Origin of the sequence: Lysobacter arenosi (genome assembly GCF_016613475.2) — a bacterium.
In the GTDB taxonomy this organism is placed as follows: domain Bacteria; phylum Pseudomonadota; class Gammaproteobacteria; order Xanthomonadales; family Xanthomonadaceae; genus Lysobacter_J; species Lysobacter_J arenosi.
Window position 1 is genome coordinate 602713 of sequence record NZ_CP071517.1, and the last position, 16427, is coordinate 619139.

Sequence of the window (16427 nt, forward strand, 5' to 3'; positions counted from 1 at the left end):
AACCGCTGGCGCGCATTCCGCAAACCTTCGCAAGCAAGCCATGATCGAAACCATCACCGACCTTGCCGCGCTGCGCGCGCGCGTGGCGCAGTGGCGACGCGAAGGATTGCGCGTCGCCCTGGTGCCGACCATGGGCAACCTGCACGAAGGCCACTACTCGCTGGTACGACTGGCACGCCAGCATGCCGATCGCGTGATCACCAGCGTGTTCGTCAACCCGACCCAGTTCGGCCCGAACGAAGACTTCTCCCGCTACCCGCGCACGCCCGAAGCCGACGCGCTCGGGCTGGGCGCGGCCGGCTGCGATGTCATGTGGTTGCCGACGGTCGAGACGATGTACCCCTACGGCGTCGAGGCGACCGTTCGCGTGCAGGTGCCGGGCGTCAGCACGACGCTCGAAGGCGCGCACCGGCCGGGTCATTTCGATGGTGTCGCCACCGTGGTGTCGCGACTGTTCAACCAGGTCCAGCCGGACGTGGCCGTGTTCGGGCGCAAGGATTACCAGCAGCTCGCGGTCATCCGCTACATGGTCCGCGACCTGGCGTTCGCCATCGAGCTGGTCGGTGCCGACATCGTCCGCGAGGGCAATGGCCTGGCGATGAGTTCGCGCAACCAGTACCTGTCGGCGGACGAGCGCGGCACTGCGGCGGCGATCCACCGTTGCCTGCTGGCCATGCGCGATGCCATCGCGGCCGGCACGCCGCGCGCGGCGGTCGAGGCCGAGGCGGTCAAGCGCCTGGAAGCGGACGGCTTCGTTCCTGACTACGCCGTGGTGCGGCGCCCGGACCTGACCGAGCCGGCGGACGGCGAGGGCGGTCCCCGGGTGGCGCTGATCGCGGCCCGGCTGGGCCGGACGCGGCTGATCGACAACCTGGAATTCGGCGGCTAACCATCCCCCGATGCCGGGTTTCGCGGCGATCTGAACCGTTCCACCGGCGGTGTCAATCCGGTGGGCGGGGAGATGTTGCACTGCGCCATGCGCTGCTAGACTTGCGCTCTGACGCGTCCGCATGCCCGCGGCCGGAGCCACACACATGCAACTGAACGTACTCAAGGCCAAGATCCACCGCGCCACCGTGACCCACGCCGAGCTTCACTACGAAGGCTCGTGCGCGATCGACGGGCGCCTGCTCGACATCTCGGGTATCCGCGAGTACGAGCAGATCCACATCTACAACGTCAACAACGGCCAGCGCTTCGTCACCTACGCCATCCGCGGCGAAGAGGGCAGCGGCGTGATCTCGGTCAACGGTGCCGCCGCCCACTGCGCGCAGCCCGGCGACCTGGTGATCATCTGCGCCTACGGCGTGTGCGACGAAGCCGAGGCGGCCAAGTACAAGCCGACCCTGGTCTACGTCGACCGCCACAATGCGCTGACGCATACCAACCGTTCGATGCCGGCACAGGCAGCCTGACCTGCCCATGGATGCCGATGCCCGTCTGAGCCGTCTTCGCGCCCAGGCAGGGCGCGTCATCCAAACCCCGCTGAAGGACCTGGTCGCCGCAGACCCGTCGCGCGCGCAGCAGTTCGCCGTGCGCGTCGGTCCGGTCTACGCCAACTTCGCCCGCCAGCACTACGACCGTGACGCGCTGGCGTCGCTGTTCGAACTGGCCGAGCAGGCCGCCGTGCGGCAGAAACTGCAGGCGCAGTTCGACGGCGAGAAGATCAACGTCACCGAAGGCCGCAGCGTGCTGCATACCGCGCTGCGTGGCGACGTCTCGACCGCGCCGGTGGCGCGCGCCGCGCACGCCCAGGCGCTGGAAGCGCGTGCACGCATGCGTGCACTGGTCGATGCGCTGGCTGCCAGCGATGTCACCGACATCGTCAGCGTCGGCATCGGCGGCTCCGACCTGGGTCCGCGCCTGGCAGTCGATGCGCTGACCGGTGCCGCACCCGGTCGCTTCCGCGTCCATTTCCTGTCCAATGTCGACGGCCATGCCGCACAGCGCGTGCTGGCGGGTCTCGATCCGCGTCGCACCGCCGCGGTGCTGATCTCCAAGACCTTCGGTACGCAGGAGACGCTGCTCAACGGCGCGATCCTGCGCGACTGGCTCGGCGGAACCGAACGGCTGTATGCCGTGTCGGCGAACGTCGAGCGCGCCGCCGAAGCATTCGCCATTCCGCCCGAGCGCATCCTGCCGATGTGGGACTGGGTGGGTGGCCGTTATTCGCTGTGGTCGGCGGTGGGCTTCCCGATCGCGCTGGCGATCGGCATGGACGCGTTCGAGGCGATGCTCGATGGCGCCTCGCAGATGGACGCGCACGTCCTCGACACGCCGCTGCCGCAGAACCTTGCCGCGTGGCACGCACTGACTTCGATCTGGAACCGCAATGGCCTGGGCTATGCCACGCAGGCCGTGCTGGCCTACGACGAGCGCCTGAAGCTGCTGTCGAACTACCTGCAGCAGCTGGTGATGGAAAGCCTGGGCAAGTCGGTGCGCACCGATGCTTCCGCGGTCACCGTCGACACCGTGCCGGTCTGGTGGGGCGGTGCCGGCACCGATACCCAGCACAGTTTCTTCCAGGCGTTGCACCAGGGCACCTCGATCGTGCCCGCCGACTTCATCGGTGTGGTTCGTTCCGATGCGCCGTATCCGGACAACCACCGCGCGCTGCAGGCCAACCTGCTGGCGCAGACCGAGGCCTTTGCCAACGGCCAGGGCAGCGACGACCCGGCGCGCGCGTACGCCGGTGGTCGGCCGAGCACGATGATCCTGCTCGACGCGCTGACGCCGCAGGCGTTCGGCGCGCTGCTGGCGCTGTACGAGCACAGCGTTTACCTGCAGTCGGTGATCTGGGGCATCAACGCCTTCGATCAGTTCGGCGTGGAGCTGGGCAAGCAGGTGGCGAGCCGGTTGCTGCCAGCGCTGGCCGGTGACGTGCAGGCTGACGATCCGGTGACGCGGGAGTTGCTGGCGCAGCTGCGATAGCCCTTCGACTTCGGCGCTTTGCGCCTACGCTCAGGACGAACGGGGTTGAAGTGACCGCCACCTGTCCCCGTTCGTCCTGAGCGTAGCGGCGTAGCCGCGAAGTCGAAGGACGATCGGGCCAACAGACTCTCAGCCCGCCTGATGCTGCCGCAGCGCCCACTCGATGTGTTCACGCACCATTGGGCTGGCTGATTCGCGACGAGACTCCAGCGCCGCTATCACCTGCGCAACCACGTCCGCGCTGCCGCGCGCATTTCCCAGCGCGACCGCGATATTGCGCAGCCAGCGCTCATGCCCGCTGCGGCGGATCGCGGTGCCTTCGGTGCGCTGCAGGAACTCCTCTTCGCTCCAGGCGAACAGCTGCACCAGCGTGGCCTTGTCGAGGTCGTTGCGGGCGCGGAAATCGGCCTCGTCGGTGCGCTTGGCGAACTTGTTCCAGGGGCAGATCAGCTGGCAGTCGTCGCAGCCGAAGATGCGGTTGCCGATCGGCGCGCGCAGGTCTTCCGGTATCGAGCCTTCGTGCTCGATGGTGAGGTAGGCGATGCAGCGGCGCGCATCGAGCCGGTAGGGGGCAATGATCGCCTGGGTCGGGCAGATGTCGATGCACTTGCGGCAAGTGCCGCAGTGCGCGCTGGCCGGCGTGTCGATCGGGAATGGCAGGTCGACGTAGATCTCGCCGATGAAGAAGAACGAACCGCCGTCCTTGTCGATCAGGCAGGTGTGCTTGCCGATCCAGCCGAGCCCGGCGTTGCGCGCGAGCGCGCGTTCGAGCACCGGCGCCGAATCGACGAAGACGCGATGACCGAACGGACCGACCTCCTCGGCGATGCGGTCGGCCAGTCGCTGCAGGCGTTGCCGCATGAGCTTGTGGTAATCGCGGCCGAGGGCGTAGCGGGCGACGTAGGCGCGCTCGCTGTCATCCAGCGTCGCCCATGCTTCATCGCTGTCGCGGCCGTAGTCCAGCCCGACCGAAATCACGCGCACGGTGCCGGGGTGGAGATCGCCCGGGCGCGCACGCAGTTCGCCGTGGCGGGCCATCCAGTCCATCGAGCCGTACAGGCCCTTTGCCAGCCAGTCGCGCAGGTGTGCTTCGTCCTGGCCCAGCTCGATGTCGGTGATGCCGCAGCGCTGGAAGCCGAATTCGCGCGCCAGCGAACGCACGCGCTGCGCCAGCGCGACGTAGTCCGGCGTCGCGGGGGGCGGGTTGGTCGGCAGGGGGGCGAGGGGCTTCACGATGCACAAGTATAGAATCCCGTGATGCCGCACGATGTCGCGCTCCTGGATAACTTGCCCTTCGCTGAAGCGCTTTACGCCGCCGCTGCGCTTCGCGCGGTCGAGGCGCGTGCGGCGCAGGCGCTGGGGGACCCGTTCGAGCTGATGCAGCGGGCCGGCCGGGCCGCCTGGCGCGAACTGCTCACGCACTGGCCGCAGGCGCAGCGGGTGGTGATCGCCTGCGGGCCGGGCAACAACGGCGGCGACGGCTACGTGCTGGCGCGGCACGCGCGCCAGTCCGGCCGCCAGGTGCTGGTGGTGCATCTGCCCGGCCAGACGCCGGGTGGCGAGCTGGCGCGCCGCGCCGCCCAGGATTACTTCGCCGTCGGCGGCGCGGTCGAGCTGTTCGAAGGCGCGTTGCCGCCGGCCGACGTCGTGGTCGACGCACTGTTCGGCATCGGCCTGTCGCGCGAACCCGATGAGGCGACGCAGGCGCTGATCGCGGCGATCAACGCGCATGCCGCTCCGGTGCTGGCGCTGGACGTTCCAAGTGGCATCGATGCCGAACGCGGTTGCAGGGTGGGTAGCGCGGTCATGGCGACGCGCACCGTCGAGTTCATGGCAGGCAAGGCGGGACTTCGCACCGGTGCCGCGCTCGACCACGTCGGCGCGCTGTCACTGGCTACGCTCGACATGCCGGTCGAGTGGTTCGACGGCGTTGGCGTGCATGCACAACGGCTGACACCGATCGCGCTCGCGCGCTCGCTCGCGCCGCGCCGCCGCGACAGCCACAAGGGCAGCAACGGTCGCGTGCTGTGCGTGGGCGGTGAGTCCGGCAGCGGCGGCGCGATCATGCTGTGCGCGCACGCTGCGTTGCGCACCGGTGCGGGACTGGTCGAAGTGGCGACGCGTGCGCAGCATGTCGCGCCGTTGCTTGCGCGTTTGCCGGAAGCGATGGTGCATGAAGTCACCGATGCGCAATCGTTGCAGTCCGCGCTCGGTCGTGCCGATTCCATCGCGCTGGGTCCAGGCCTTGGCCAGCACGAGTGGGGACGCGGTTTGTACGAGCGTGCAGTCGCCAGCGGCAGGCCATTGCTGCTCGACGCCGACGCTTTGAACCTGCTGGCGACGCATCCGTTCGCACTGCCTGCCGATGCGGTGATGACGCCGCATCCGGGCGAAGCCGCGCGCCTGCTCGGTATCAGTACCGCCGAAGTGCAGCGCGACCGTTTCGCCGCCGCCAGGTCGTTGTGCGAACGCTACGCGTGCGTGGTCGTGCTCAAGGGCGCAGGCAGCATTGTCGCTGCCGCGCATGAAACGCCTCGGGTGATTGCCGCGGGCAATCCCGGCATGGCGGTCGGCGGCATGGGCGACGTGCTCAGTGGCGTCATCGCTGCATTGCGTGCGCAAGGGCTTTCCGCGTTCGATGCGGCAAGCACCGGTGCGTTGTTGCATGCGGCGGCGGGCGATGCGGCCGCGCACGAAGGCGGTGAACGCGGATTGCTGCCAAGCGATCTGATGCCGTGGCTTCGCCACTTCGTCAATCCGGAACGTTGATGCATGTTGCAGGGGAGCGTTGCTGCGATGAATGAGTTTTTCCTGGCCGATGCCGATGCGACCGATGCACTGGGCGCGCAACTGGCACGCACGCGGCCAGCCGATGCGGTCGTGCATCTGCACGGCGATCTTGGTGCAGGCAAGTCGACGCTTGCGCGTGCATTGCTGCGCGCGTTGGGAGTGCGCGGTGCGATTCGCAGTCCGACGTACACGCTTGTTGAACGCTATCCGCTCGCAGAAGGCGGAGAAGCGTGGCATCTGGATCTGTATCGCATTGCCGATGCAGGCGAACTGGAGTTCCTTGGTCTCGATGGCGCGGAAGTGCGCTTGTGGCTGGTCGAATGGCCCGAACGTGGCGCCGGCGCGCTGCCGGCGGCGGACCTCACCGTGGACCTGGCCATGCACGGCACTGGCCGCCGGGCCCGCCTGCGGCCTGGGTCGACGGTCGGGGAGGCCTGGCTGGGACGGGTGGCCGCAGGCCATGAGGTTGCGTCGGACTCCTGAACGGTTTAACAGGAAAGTCCGGCAGGCCTCGGATTCGTAAGGGAAAAGTGCTTGCAAATTCATTGGCTCGGTGGTTGACTACCGTCCATGCGCGTAAAGGCCGCCACCGTCCAGAAGTTTCTGCTCGGCCTAGCGCTGCTCGCTGCCCTCGCCTGGAATCTGGCCCATGCCAGTGAAATCAAAGGCTTGGAGCTGAGCGCCGGAGCCACCGGCACCCGCGCCGAGATCGCCCTCGATGGCGCCGGCGAATTCAAGGTGATCAGCCTGAAGGGACCCGACCGCCTGGTCGTTGACCTGCCGGCATCGAGCCTCGCCCGCAATTTCCGACTCCCCGCCAGCGCGGGTGTGGTCAAGTCCGTGCGCACCGGCGAGCCGGCGCCGGGCACGTCGCGCATCGTCTTCGACCTGTCGCAGCCGGTAACGGTGCTCAAGCCGCGCATCGAGCAGGGCAGCAACGGTCCGCGTCTGGTGCTGGAGTGGCCGGGCGATGGCGCCGAGCCGATCGAAGGCATCGCCACGGTCGCCGCGCCGGTCGCACCGGTGCTGCCGCCTGCCTCCACATCTTCAGTGCCGACTTCTTCAGTGACGACCTCGCCGTCGCTGCCGGCTGCCACGGTGAGCGTGCCGTCCGGAACCGTGACGACCGCGTCCGCCGCAGCGTCTGCTGTCGCGCAGGCACCGTCCCCGGGCGAAGTCAGCGCTGCATCGTCCGAGGCCACGACCCGTTTGATCTCGGCGATCGTTGCCGGCCGTAGCGGTGCTGGCGATGCGCCGGCCGCCGCACCGACGTCCGCGGCCACCGTCGCCGGGAATCCTGAGCCGGTTGCCGTCACCCCCGCGCCGCCGACGCAGCCGACCACGATCGCCACCGGCGTGCCCACCCGGATCGCTACCGGCCAACCGACTCTGATGCCCGGAGCGTCGACCGCTGCCGCGCCGCCGGCATCCACGGTTGTTGCGCCCGCTCCTGGCCAGGCGCCGGTCAAGACCATGAAGGACGTGATGCGCGGCCGCGGCATGCGCCCTCTCGTCATCGCCATCGACGCCGGCCACGGCGGCCAGGACCCTGGCGCGCTCGGCCCGTCGGGCAAGCGCGAGAAGGATGTCACCCTGGCCATCGCCCGCGAACTGGCACGCCAGATCAACGCCACGCCGGGCCTGAAGGCCCACCTGGTGCGCGACACCGACGTGTTCATCCCGCTGCCGCGCCGCGCGCAGCTGGCGCGCCAGGCCAAGGCCGACATGTTCATCTCGATCCACGCCGACGCCGCCGAGAACCGCTCGGCCAAGGGCTCGTCGGTGTACGTGCTCTCGCTCAAGGGCGCGTCCTCGCAGCGTGCGCGCTGGCTGGCCGACAAGGAAAACTCCTCCGACCTGATCGGCGGCGTGCGCCTGGAGCAGACCAGCAACACCCTGGCATCGGTGCTGCTCGACCTGACCCAGAGTGGCCACATGAAGGCGTCCGAAGACGCCGCCGCGCACGTCCTGGACGGGCTCAAGCGCGTCGGCAACAACCACAAGCCGCATATCGAGCGCGCCAACTTCGCCGTGCTGCGCACGTCCGACATGCCGGCGATGCTGGTCGAGACCGCTTTCATCTCCAATCCGGACGAAGAGCGCCGGCTGACCGACCCCGCCCACCAGCGCAACCTGGCCCGCGCGGTGCTCGATGGCGTCAATACCTACTTCACCCGCCAGCCGCCGCCGGGAACGTTGTACGCCGCGCGCGCTGATGCCACCTACGTGACTGCAGACGCGGGTGCCGGTGGCGGCAGCCCGTAAAACAGCATTGCATCCCCGGAAACGTCGCTGCGTCGGCTATCATCACACCCGACTATTCCGACGACGCAGGACTGCGTCGCCCAGGCCGTGACGATCCGCCAGCTCCCCGACACCCTCATCAACCAGATCGCGGCCGGCGAGGTCATCGAGCGCCCGGCGTCCGTGGTCAAGGAACTGGTGGAGAACGCGCTCGATGCCGGCGCGCGCCGCATCGACATCGACCTGGAAGAGGGCGGGGTACGCCTGATCCGCATCCGCGATGACGGTGGCGGCATCGCCGCCGACGAACTGCCGCTGGCGATCCAGCGCCATGCCACCAGCAAGATCGCCTCGCTCGACGACCTCGAAGGCGTGGCCACGCTCGGCTTCCGTGGCGAGGCGTTGCCGTCGATCGCCTCGGTGAGCCGCTTCGCCCTGACCTCGCGCCGCATCGGCAACGACCACGCGGCCACACTGGATGTCGAAGGCGGGCGCATCGGCTCGATCGTGCCCAAGCCGCATCCGCAGGGGACCACGGTCGAGGTTCGCGACCTGTTCTTCAACGTGCCGGCACGCCGCAAGTTCCTCAAGGCCGAGCGCACCGAGCTGGGCCACATCGAGGAATGGCTGCGGCAGCTGGCGCTGGCGCGCCCGGACGTCGAACTGCGTGTCTCGCACAACGGCAAGCCGTCGCGGCGCTGGAAGGGCGAGGGCGACCTGCTCTCGGAAGTGCGCCTGCACGAAGCACTGGGCGAGGAATTCGCCCGCAACGCGCTGCGCGTCGACCACGCCGGCGGCGCGCACACCGAAGGCTCGGGCCAGGGGCTGCGCCTGCACGGCTGGATCGCCCAGCCGGCCTACAACCGCGCCAGCGCCGACCAGCAGTACCTGTACGTCAACGGCCGCGCCGTGCGCGACCGCAGCATCGCCCATGCGATCAAGCAGGCGTATGCCGACGTGCTGTTCCATGGCCGCCAGCCGGCGTACGTGTTGTTCCTCGAACTCGATCCGCGCCGTGTCGACGTCAACGTGCATCCGGCCAAGCACGAGGTCCGCTTCCGCGACGCGCGCCTGATCCACGATTTCGTCTATCGCACGCTGCAAAGTGCACTGGCCGAGACCCGTGCCGGCACGACCGCGATCGGATCCGGCGCCCCGGTGGCCGGGGCTTCGGCTCCGGACTGGGGCGGGTCGATGTCGATGAGGGCTGGAGCGTCCAGCGCCGGCGTCTCGCCCGCCTTCTGGCGCCAGGAGCAGTCGCCGCTGCCGATGCAGGTCGCCGAGGCGCGCTCGGGCTATGCCGCACTCTACGGTGCGGCGCAGCCGGCGATGACTTCGTCCGCACCGATGCCGATGCCGCAAAGCGGCGACGCCACGCTGCCGCCCCTGGGCTATGCGATCGCGCAGCTGCATGGCGTGTACGTCCTGGCTGAAACCGCCGAAGGCCTGATCGTCGTCGACATGCATGCCGCCCACGAGCGCATCGGTTACGAGAAACTCAAGAACGCGCACGACGGAGAAGGCCTGCGCACCCAGCCGCTGCTGGTGCCGGCGACCCTGGCGGTGTCAGAGCGCGAGGCCGAAGTGGCCGAACGCGAAGGCGAGACACTGGCTGCGCTGGGCTTCGAAGTGACCCGCAGCGGGCCGCAGTCGCTGACGCTGCGCAGTGTTCCTGCATTGCTGGCCCATGGCGATGTCGAAGCGCTGCTGCGTGACGTCCTGGCCGACCTGCGCGAGCACGGCGAATCCAGGCGTGTGGCCGCCGCCCGCGACGAACTGCTGGCGACGATGGCCTGCCACGGCGCAGTGCGCGCCAACCGGCGCCTGAGCCTGCCGGAAATGAATGCCCTGCTGCGCGAGATGGAAGCCACCGAGCGCTCGGGCCAGTGCAACCATGGCCGCCCGACCTGGGCGCGCTTCACCCTTCCCGAAATCGATCGCTGGTTCCTGCGAGGACGTTGAATGTCGGCATTTGCGAAAGGCGTGGTGTTGAGTAGCGCGCTGTTGAGTAGCGCGCTCTTGAGAAGCGTGCTCGTCCTGGCCGTGCTTGCGGCCGTCACCGCCTGCAGCAAGCCTGCCGAAGACACCGGCAAGGCAGCCAGTGACCAGGCCACGCAGGTAGCGTTCGCCCGCGACCTGGAACTGTGGCGCAGCCAGCGCGTGGCCGACCTGACCCGGCCCGACGGCTGGACCAGCGTGGTTGGCCTGCACTGGATCGACCCGGGTGCGCACTACATCGGCTCGTCCGCCGGCAATGGCATCACCCTGTCGGTCGGACCCTCGCACCTGGGCATGATCGACTTCAGCAACGGAAGGCTGCGCTTCGTCCCGGAGAAGGGCCTGGCGATGACGCCCGACGGCCAGCCGCTGACGGGCGCCACAGAACTGCGCGCCGACGATTCACCGACCGGACCCAGCCTGATCTCGTTCGACGAGGGCAAGGGCCTGGTCACGGTGATCAAGCGTGGTGATCGCTACGCGCTGCGCGTCAAGCATGCCGACGCCGCCAGCCGCACCGGTTTCCGCGGCCTGGAGTACTGGCCGGCCACCACCAACTGGAAGGTCCAGGCGCGCTACGTGCCGCATCCGCCGGGCAAGACCCTGCCGATCGCCAACATCATCGGCACCACCGAAGAAGTCCCCAACCCCGGCGTGCTCGAATTCGAACGCGACGGCAAGCAATACCGCCTGGAAGCGCTCGACGAAGGCGAGGACACGCTGTTCCTCGTGTTCGCCGACCGCACCAGCGGCCATGGCAGTTATCCGGCCGGCCGCTTCCTCGACGCCCCCAAGCCAGGCGCCGATGCGAACGTGATGCTCGATTTCAACCAGGCCTACAACCCGCCGTGCGCGTTCACCGCGTTCGCGACGTGCCCGCTGCCGCCGGCGGAGAATCGACTCGACCTGCGCGTCGACGCCGGCGAGAAGACCTACGCTCACGCTGCACCCTGACTTTCCTCAACCCCTCAACCTCGCGCCCGAAAGCCGAAGGAAACCGTTCCGATGCGTCGCCTGAAGATGTTCTGCCTGACCCTGCTGGCTGTTGCCGGACTGGCTTCGGTAGCGCTCGCCGTCGAACGCGTGGCCGTGCCAGAGCGCGCGCCGCAGCCGCCGGCAGGAGCAGTGAAGGCGCCGCCGGTGCCGCTGCTGTGGAAGGTCTCCGACGCCGACAATTCGGTGTACCTGCTGGGGTCGTTCCATCTGCTCAAGGGCGATGACTATCCGCTGTCGCCCGACATCGACAGCGCCTTCGCCGCGTCCGACAAGGTCGTGTTCGAAGTCCCGCCCGAGCAGATGCTCGATCCGGCGATGGCGCAGAAGTTCCTGACCGCCGCCGGCTACAGCGATGGCCGCACGCTCACCCAGGTGCTGCCGGCGGCGCTGCGCGAGAAGTTCGCCCGCATCCTCGCCCAGCGCGGTGCCTCGATCGCCCAGTTCGATGCCTACGAGCCGTGGTTCATCAACCTGTCGCTGATGCTGGGGATGTCGCAGCAGCTCGGTTTCAGTCCCGAGAAGGGCATGGACCAGTACCTGATGCAGCGCGCGGCGGCCGCCAGCAAGCCGACCTCGGGCCTGGAGTCGATCGATCTGCAGTTGCAGGTGCTCGACGCTTCGCCGATGGACGAGCAGATCGTGTCGCTGAAGGAATTCCTCGACAAGCCGCTGGAGATGCCGGGCATGCTCGGCGACGTGCATTCGGCCTGGCGCGACGGCGACGTCGCCCGACTCGACAAGCTCACCCGCGACGAGATGCGCGAGAAGACCCCGCAGACCTACCGGATGGTCAACGTCGAACGCAACCAGGCCTGGTTGCCGCAGATCCAGGCCATGCTCGACAACGCGAAGAAGGGCGACACCCTGGTCGTGGTCGGCGCGCTGCACCTGCTCGGCGACGACGGCATCGTCGGCAAGCTGCGCGAGAAGGGGTACAAGGTCGAGCGCGTGTGCTCGACGTGCAGCGAGCAGCAACTGCTGGCGCAGTAACCCTCTCGCCGGAGCGAGCCCGCTCCTACGGCGTTGCCGGCACCAGTTCGATGCAGTCGACAGGGCAGGCCGGCACGCACAGCTCGCAGCCGGTGCACAGCGGTTCGATGACGGTATGCATGTGCTTGGACGCGCCGATGATCGCGTCCACCGGGCAGGCCTGGATGCACTTGGTGCAGCCGATGCAGTCGGCCTCGACGATCACCGCGACCAGCGCCGGCTTGTGTTCGCCGCGCGTGCGGTCATAGGGCCGCGCTTGCACACCGAGCAGGCGCGCCAGTGCGCGCGCACCGGCATCGCCGCCGGGTGGGCAGCGATCGACATCGGCTTCGCCCGCGGCCATCGCTTCGGCGTACGGGCGGCAGCCGGCAAACCCGCACTGACCGCATTGGGTCTGCGGCAGGATGCGGTCGAGACGCTCGGTCAGGTCGAGGTCGGTCATAAGGTGATGCCGGAGCGAGCAGGCTCGCTCCTGCGCGCGAAGGCTTACCGGACCGGCATTCCCGGTTCGGCGCCGCCGTCGGTGTCAAGCAGGAACAGCGAGCCACCGTCGAAGCCGGCCGACAGGATCATGCCCTCGCTGATGCCGAAGCGCATCTTGCGCGGGGCGAGGTTGGCGATGAACACCACGCTGCGGCCGACCAGCTTCTCCGGTTCGCCATAGGAACCGCGGATGCCGGAGAAGATCTGGCGCTTGCCCAGCTCGCCGGCATCGAGTTCGAAGCGCAGCAGCTTGTCGGAGCCGTCGACGAACTCGCACGCCAGCACCTTGCCGATGCGCAGGTCGAGCCTGGCGAAGTCGTCGATGCCTATCGTCGCGCCTGCCGTGGCGGCAGCAGCGGCCGGCGCCGCAGCCACGGCCTTCTCGGCCTTCGCCGGGGCGGCGGCCGTCTTCGTGGCGGTGTCGGCGTTGGCGTTCTCGGGATTCAGCGATTCTTTCGAGGCGTCGATCATGTGTTCGATGTGCTTGGGGTCGATTCGGGTGAACAGCGGCGTGTAGTTGCCGATGCGGTGGGCGAGCAGCGGCGATTCGAGATCGTTCCACTGCGCGACGGGCGCTGCCAGGAACGCCTCGGCCTGCGCGGTCACGCGCGGCAGCACCGGCTTGAGCGCGGCGTTGAGGACGCGGAACAGGTTCAGGCCCTGCGTGCACACCGACTGCAGCTGCGCGTCGGCGCCTTCCTGCTTGGCCAGCACCCACGGCTTGTGCTCGTCGATGTACTTGTTGGCCTCGTCGGCCAGGGCCATGGTCAGGCGCACGGCGGTGGCGGCCTCGTTGCGCGCGTAGGCCTCGGCGATCGGCGCCAGCTGCGCGACGAAGTGCGCGTACATCGCCCGATCGGGCAGGGCATCGGCAAGACGACCTTCGAAACGCTTCTCGATGAAGCCGGCGCATCGGCTGGCGAGGTTGACGAACTTGCCGACCACGTCGGCGTTCACGCGTGCGGTGAAGTCGGCCAGGTTGAGGTCGAGGTCGTCGACGCCGCCGCTGGTCTTGGTCGCGTAGTAGTAGCGCAGCGCCTCCGGATCCAGGCCGGCATCGAGGTAGGTGCGCGCCATCACGAACGTGCCGCGCGACTTCGACATCTTGGCGCCGTCCACCATCAGGTAGCCGTTGACGTGCAGGCGGGTCGGCGCGCGGAAACCCGCGCCGTGCAGCACCGCCGGCCAGAACAGGCCGTGGAAGTTGACGATGTCCTTGCCGATGAAATGGTGCAGTTCGGCCTTGCTGTCGCGGGTGAGGTACGACCAGAAATCCAGGCCCTCGCGTTCGCACAGCGCCTGGAAGCTCGACAGGTAACCGATCGGCGCGTCGAGCCAGACGTACAGGAACTTGCCCGGGTGGCCGGGAATCTGGAATCCGAAGTAGGGCGCGTCGCGGGAGATGTCCCAGGCGCGCAGCCCGCCCTCGGCGTCCAGCCATTCCTGCAGCTTGGCCTTGACGCCGGGCATGGCGACATCGCCCGACAGCCACTCGCGCAGGAAGGCGTCGAACTGGCCGACCTCGAAGAAGAAGTGCTCGGACTCGCGCAGTTCCGGCGTCGCGCCGCTGACCACGGAGCGCGGCTCCTTCAACTCGCTCGGCGAGTAGGTGGCGCCGCAGTTCTCGCAGTTGTCGCCGTACTGGTCGGGCGTGCCGCAGTTGGGGCAGATGCCCTTGACGTAGCGGTCGGGCAGGAACATGCCCTTGACCGGGTCGTACAGCTGCTCGACCGAGCGCCGGCTGATGTGGCCGTTGTTGTCGAGCTTGGCGTAGATCGCCTCGGTCAACGCGCGGTTGCGCGGCGAGTTGGTCGAATCGTAGTGATCGAAGGCCACGCCGAAGTCGGCGAAGTCGCGCTCATGGCTGGACTGCATGCCGGCGATGAACGCTTCCGGCGACTGCCCGGCCTTCTCGGCGGCGAGCATGATCGGGGTGCCGTGGGTGTCGTCGGCGCAGACATACCAGGCCTTGTGGCCGGCCAATCGCTGCGCGCGGCACCAGATGTCGGCCTGTGTGTAGCCGACCAGATGGCCGAGGTGCAGGTGCCCGTTGGCGTAGGGCAGGGCACAGGAAACGACGAACTCGCGGGACATGGGGGGCCGGGACGCGTAAAGAGCGGGGGATTATCGCATGGCGACTTCCCCCTCTCCCTCGTCGCTTCGCGACCTGTCCCTCTCGCCCTGAAGGGAGAGGGACGGTGGACGTATTACTGGCGCACCCAGGTCTGCGTGCGACCCAGCAGCGAGAAGCCCATGAAACCGCGGACTTCCAGCTTCTTGCCGCCGTCGATCGGGGTGACCTTCACCGAGTAGATCTTGCCGCTGGCCGGGTCGAGGATCTGGCCGCCTTCCCAGGTCTCGCCGTCCTGCTTGATGCCCCACAGGATCACCATGCCCTTGACCGGCTTGTCCTTGCGGTCGCCCGAGCACTTGTCGCAGACCGGGTTCGGGCCGCGGTCGGACTGCAGGATCTCGGTGACGCGGCCGGCAAGGCTGCCGTCCTTGGCCTGGTAGATCTCCACCACGGACTTGGGCTTCTGGGTCTTGTCGTCGATGGTGGTCCAGTGACCGACCGGCACCGGCGTCTGCGCTGACGCGGCAGTCGACAGCAGGCTCAACGGCAGTGCAGTGAGGAACAGCAGGGCAAGCAACTTCGTACGCATGGGTCCCCTCCCAGGGATGTATTCGGCAAGGCCCGCACCGGGGTGCGGTTGCGGACCTTTATACCGCATCCGCAAGCGTACGGACCGGGCCTGGAGAGCGTTTTGGCAATGACCCGATGTGGCGGCATCGCGGCGACAGTGAACGGGTCCGGGCGTCCGTGACGCTGTGATTCCGGGGCGGGCGCGCAATAGCACGTAACATGGCGGCCCCGGGCAATGCCGCATTGAAGAAAGATCAAGGTCGCTGTCGTGAGTGAGTCCCTGCAAGCCGTTGTTCCCGTTCTCGCCGCCCTCCGCCTGCCCGATACCGAGGTCACGCTGGGCGAAACCGGCGCCCGCATCCGCGCCGTCGAGGCCGAAGGCCGGGTGGTCGTCGAGATCGTCGCCGGATTCCCCTGCCTTGCGCTGCGGCCGTGGCTGGAAGGCGAGGCCGCCGCCGCCGTAGCCGCAACCGGCCGCCAGCTGGCACGGCTGGAGCTGCACTCGCGCATCGTCTCGCACGCCGTGCAACCCAACGTCACGCCGATGCCCAGCGTGCGCAACCTGATCGCGATCGGTTCGGGCAAGGGCGGCGTCGGCAAGTCGACCACCGCCGTCAACCTGGCCCTGGCCCTGGCCGCCGAGGGCGCCCGCGTCGGCGTGCTCGATGCCGACATCTACGGCCCGAGCATCCCGACCATGCTCGGCCTGTCCGGGCGTCCGGACAGCCCCGACGGCAAGTCGATCGAACCAATGCGCGCGCACGGCGTGGAAGCGATGTCGATCGGCCTGCTGGTCGAGCAGGACACGCCGATGATCTGGCGCGGCCCGATGGCGACGTCGGCGCTGACGCAGCTGCTCAATGAAACCCGCTGGGGCGAGCTTGATTACCTGATCGTCGACCTGCCGCCGGGCACCGGCGACATCCAGCTGACCCTTGGCGCAGAAGATTCCGGTGGCCGGCGCGGTCATCGTCACCACGCCGCAGGACGTGGCCACGCTGGATGCGCGCAAGGCGCTGAAGATGTTCGAGAAGGTGCAGGTGCCGGTGCTGGGCCTGGTCGAGAACATGGCCGTGCACGTGTGCTCCAACTGCGGCCACGCCGAGCACGTGTTCGGCGAAGGCGGCGGCCAGCGCATGGCGGCGCAGTACGGCGTGCCGCTGCTGGGCAGCCTGCCGCTGGAGATCGCGATCCGCGAGCAGGGCGACGCCGGCGTGCCGGTCGTCACCGCGGCCCCGGACAGCGCCGCGGCCCGCGCTTACCGCGTCACCGCCCGGCGCATCGCCGTCGAGCTGGCCAGGCGGCCGCAGGTGGCCACGCCGCTGTCGGTGTCGCTGCTCTGAGGCGCCTG

The 16427-nt window shown here is 68.5% G+C and carries 13 protein-coding genes and 1 pseudogene; 10 read left to right on the plus strand and 4 right to left on the minus strand.

Annotation, left to right across the window (positions count from 1 at the left end):
- Positions 1 to 40 precede the first annotated feature (40 nt).
- The 3 genes from panC (at position 41) to pgi (ending at position 2931) form a co-directional block, all read left to right on the plus strand.
- Positions 41 to 889, plus strand: coding sequence for a pantoate--beta-alanine ligase (panC, locus tag HIV01_RS02915; protein WP_200604868.1), 849 nt, complete (start codon positions 41 to 43; stop codon positions 887 to 889).
- Positions 890 to 1034: 145 nt separating this feature from the next.
- The gene (gene panD, locus HIV01_RS02920) at positions 1035 to 1415 is read left to right on the plus strand and encodes an aspartate 1-decarboxylase (protein ID WP_158730628.1); all 381 of its coding nucleotides are present in this window, start codon (positions 1035 to 1037) and stop codon (positions 1413 to 1415) included.
- 7 nt (positions 1416 to 1422) lie between these two features.
- Positions 1423 to 2931, plus strand: a complete 1509-nt coding sequence (gene pgi, locus HIV01_RS02925; RefSeq protein WP_200604869.1) for a glucose-6-phosphate isomerase — start codon at positions 1423 to 1425, stop codon at positions 2929 to 2931.
- 129 nt (positions 2932 to 3060) lie between these two features.
- On the opposite strand, the gene queG is transcribed toward pgi, so the two are convergent.
- On the minus strand, positions 3061 to 4104 hold the full coding sequence (gene queG, locus HIV01_RS02930; RefSeq protein ID WP_200606320.1) for a tRNA epoxyqueuosine(34) reductase QueG: 1044 nt from the start codon (positions 4102 to 4104) through the stop codon (positions 3061 to 3063).
- Between the two features lie 84 nt (positions 4105 to 4188).
- Between queG and HIV01_RS02935 the strand changes: the two genes are divergently transcribed.
- The 6 genes from HIV01_RS02935 to HIV01_RS02960 all read left to right on the plus strand — a co-directional run bounded on the left by HIV01_RS02935 (position 4189) and on the right by HIV01_RS02960 (position 11949).
- On the plus strand, positions 4189 to 5700 hold the full coding sequence (locus HIV01_RS02935) for an NAD(P)H-hydrate dehydratase (RefSeq protein ID WP_200604870.1): 1512 nt from the start codon (positions 4189 to 4191) through the stop codon (positions 5698 to 5700).
- A 27-nt stretch (positions 5701 to 5727) separates the two neighbouring features.
- The gene (tsaE, locus tag HIV01_RS02940; protein WP_200606323.1) at positions 5728 to 6204 is read left to right on the plus strand and encodes a tRNA (adenosine(37)-N6)-threonylcarbamoyltransferase complex ATPase subunit type 1 TsaE; all 477 of its coding nucleotides are present in this window, start codon (positions 5728 to 5730) and stop codon (positions 6202 to 6204) included.
- An 87-nt stretch (positions 6205 to 6291) separates the two neighbouring features.
- Positions 6292 to 7986 carry an N-acetylmuramoyl-L-alanine amidase gene (locus tag HIV01_RS02945; RefSeq protein WP_200604871.1) on the plus strand — a complete coding sequence of 565 codons (1695 nt, stop codon included), beginning with the start codon at positions 6292 to 6294 and terminating at the stop codon, positions 7984 to 7986.
- 87 nt (positions 7987 to 8073) lie between these two features.
- Positions 8074 to 9927, plus strand: a complete 1854-nt coding sequence (gene mutL, locus HIV01_RS02950) for a DNA mismatch repair endonuclease MutL (RefSeq protein WP_200604872.1) — start codon at positions 8074 to 8076, stop codon at positions 9925 to 9927.
- A 75-nt stretch (positions 9928 to 10002) separates the two neighbouring features.
- Positions 10003 to 10917 carry a DUF1684 domain-containing protein gene (locus HIV01_RS02955; RefSeq protein WP_425600266.1) on the plus strand — a complete coding sequence of 305 codons (915 nt, stop codon included), beginning with the start codon at positions 10003 to 10005 and terminating at the stop codon, positions 10915 to 10917.
- A gap of 51 nt (positions 10918 to 10968) precedes the next feature.
- On the plus strand, positions 10969 to 11949 hold the full coding sequence (locus tag HIV01_RS02960; RefSeq protein WP_200604874.1) for a TraB/GumN family protein: 981 nt from the start codon (positions 10969 to 10971) through the stop codon (positions 11947 to 11949).
- A gap of 25 nt (positions 11950 to 11974) precedes the next feature.
- On the opposite strand, the gene rnfB is transcribed toward HIV01_RS02960, so the two are convergent.
- From rnfB to HIV01_RS02975, 3 genes are all read right to left on the minus strand, one after another.
- Positions 11975 to 12391, minus strand: coding sequence for an Rnf electron transport complex subunit RnfB (rnfB, locus tag HIV01_RS02965; RefSeq protein ID WP_200604875.1), 417 nt, complete (start codon positions 12389 to 12391; stop codon positions 11975 to 11977).
- 44 nt (positions 12392 to 12435) lie between these two features.
- Positions 12436 to 14526, minus strand: a complete 2091-nt coding sequence (gene metG / locus HIV01_RS02970) for a methionine--tRNA ligase (protein ID WP_200604876.1) — start codon at positions 14524 to 14526, stop codon at positions 12436 to 12438.
- Between the two features lie 113 nt (positions 14527 to 14639).
- Positions 14640 to 15095, minus strand: coding sequence for a DUF2147 domain-containing protein (locus HIV01_RS02975; protein WP_200604877.1), 456 nt, complete (start codon positions 15093 to 15095; stop codon positions 14640 to 14642).
- Positions 15096 to 15620: 525 nt separating this feature from the next.
- Between HIV01_RS02975 and apbC the strand changes: the two are divergent.
- Positions 15621 to 16419 (plus strand): annotated as a pseudogene (gene apbC / locus HIV01_RS02980) (iron-sulfur cluster carrier protein ApbC).
- Positions 16420 to 16427 lie beyond the last annotated feature (8 nt).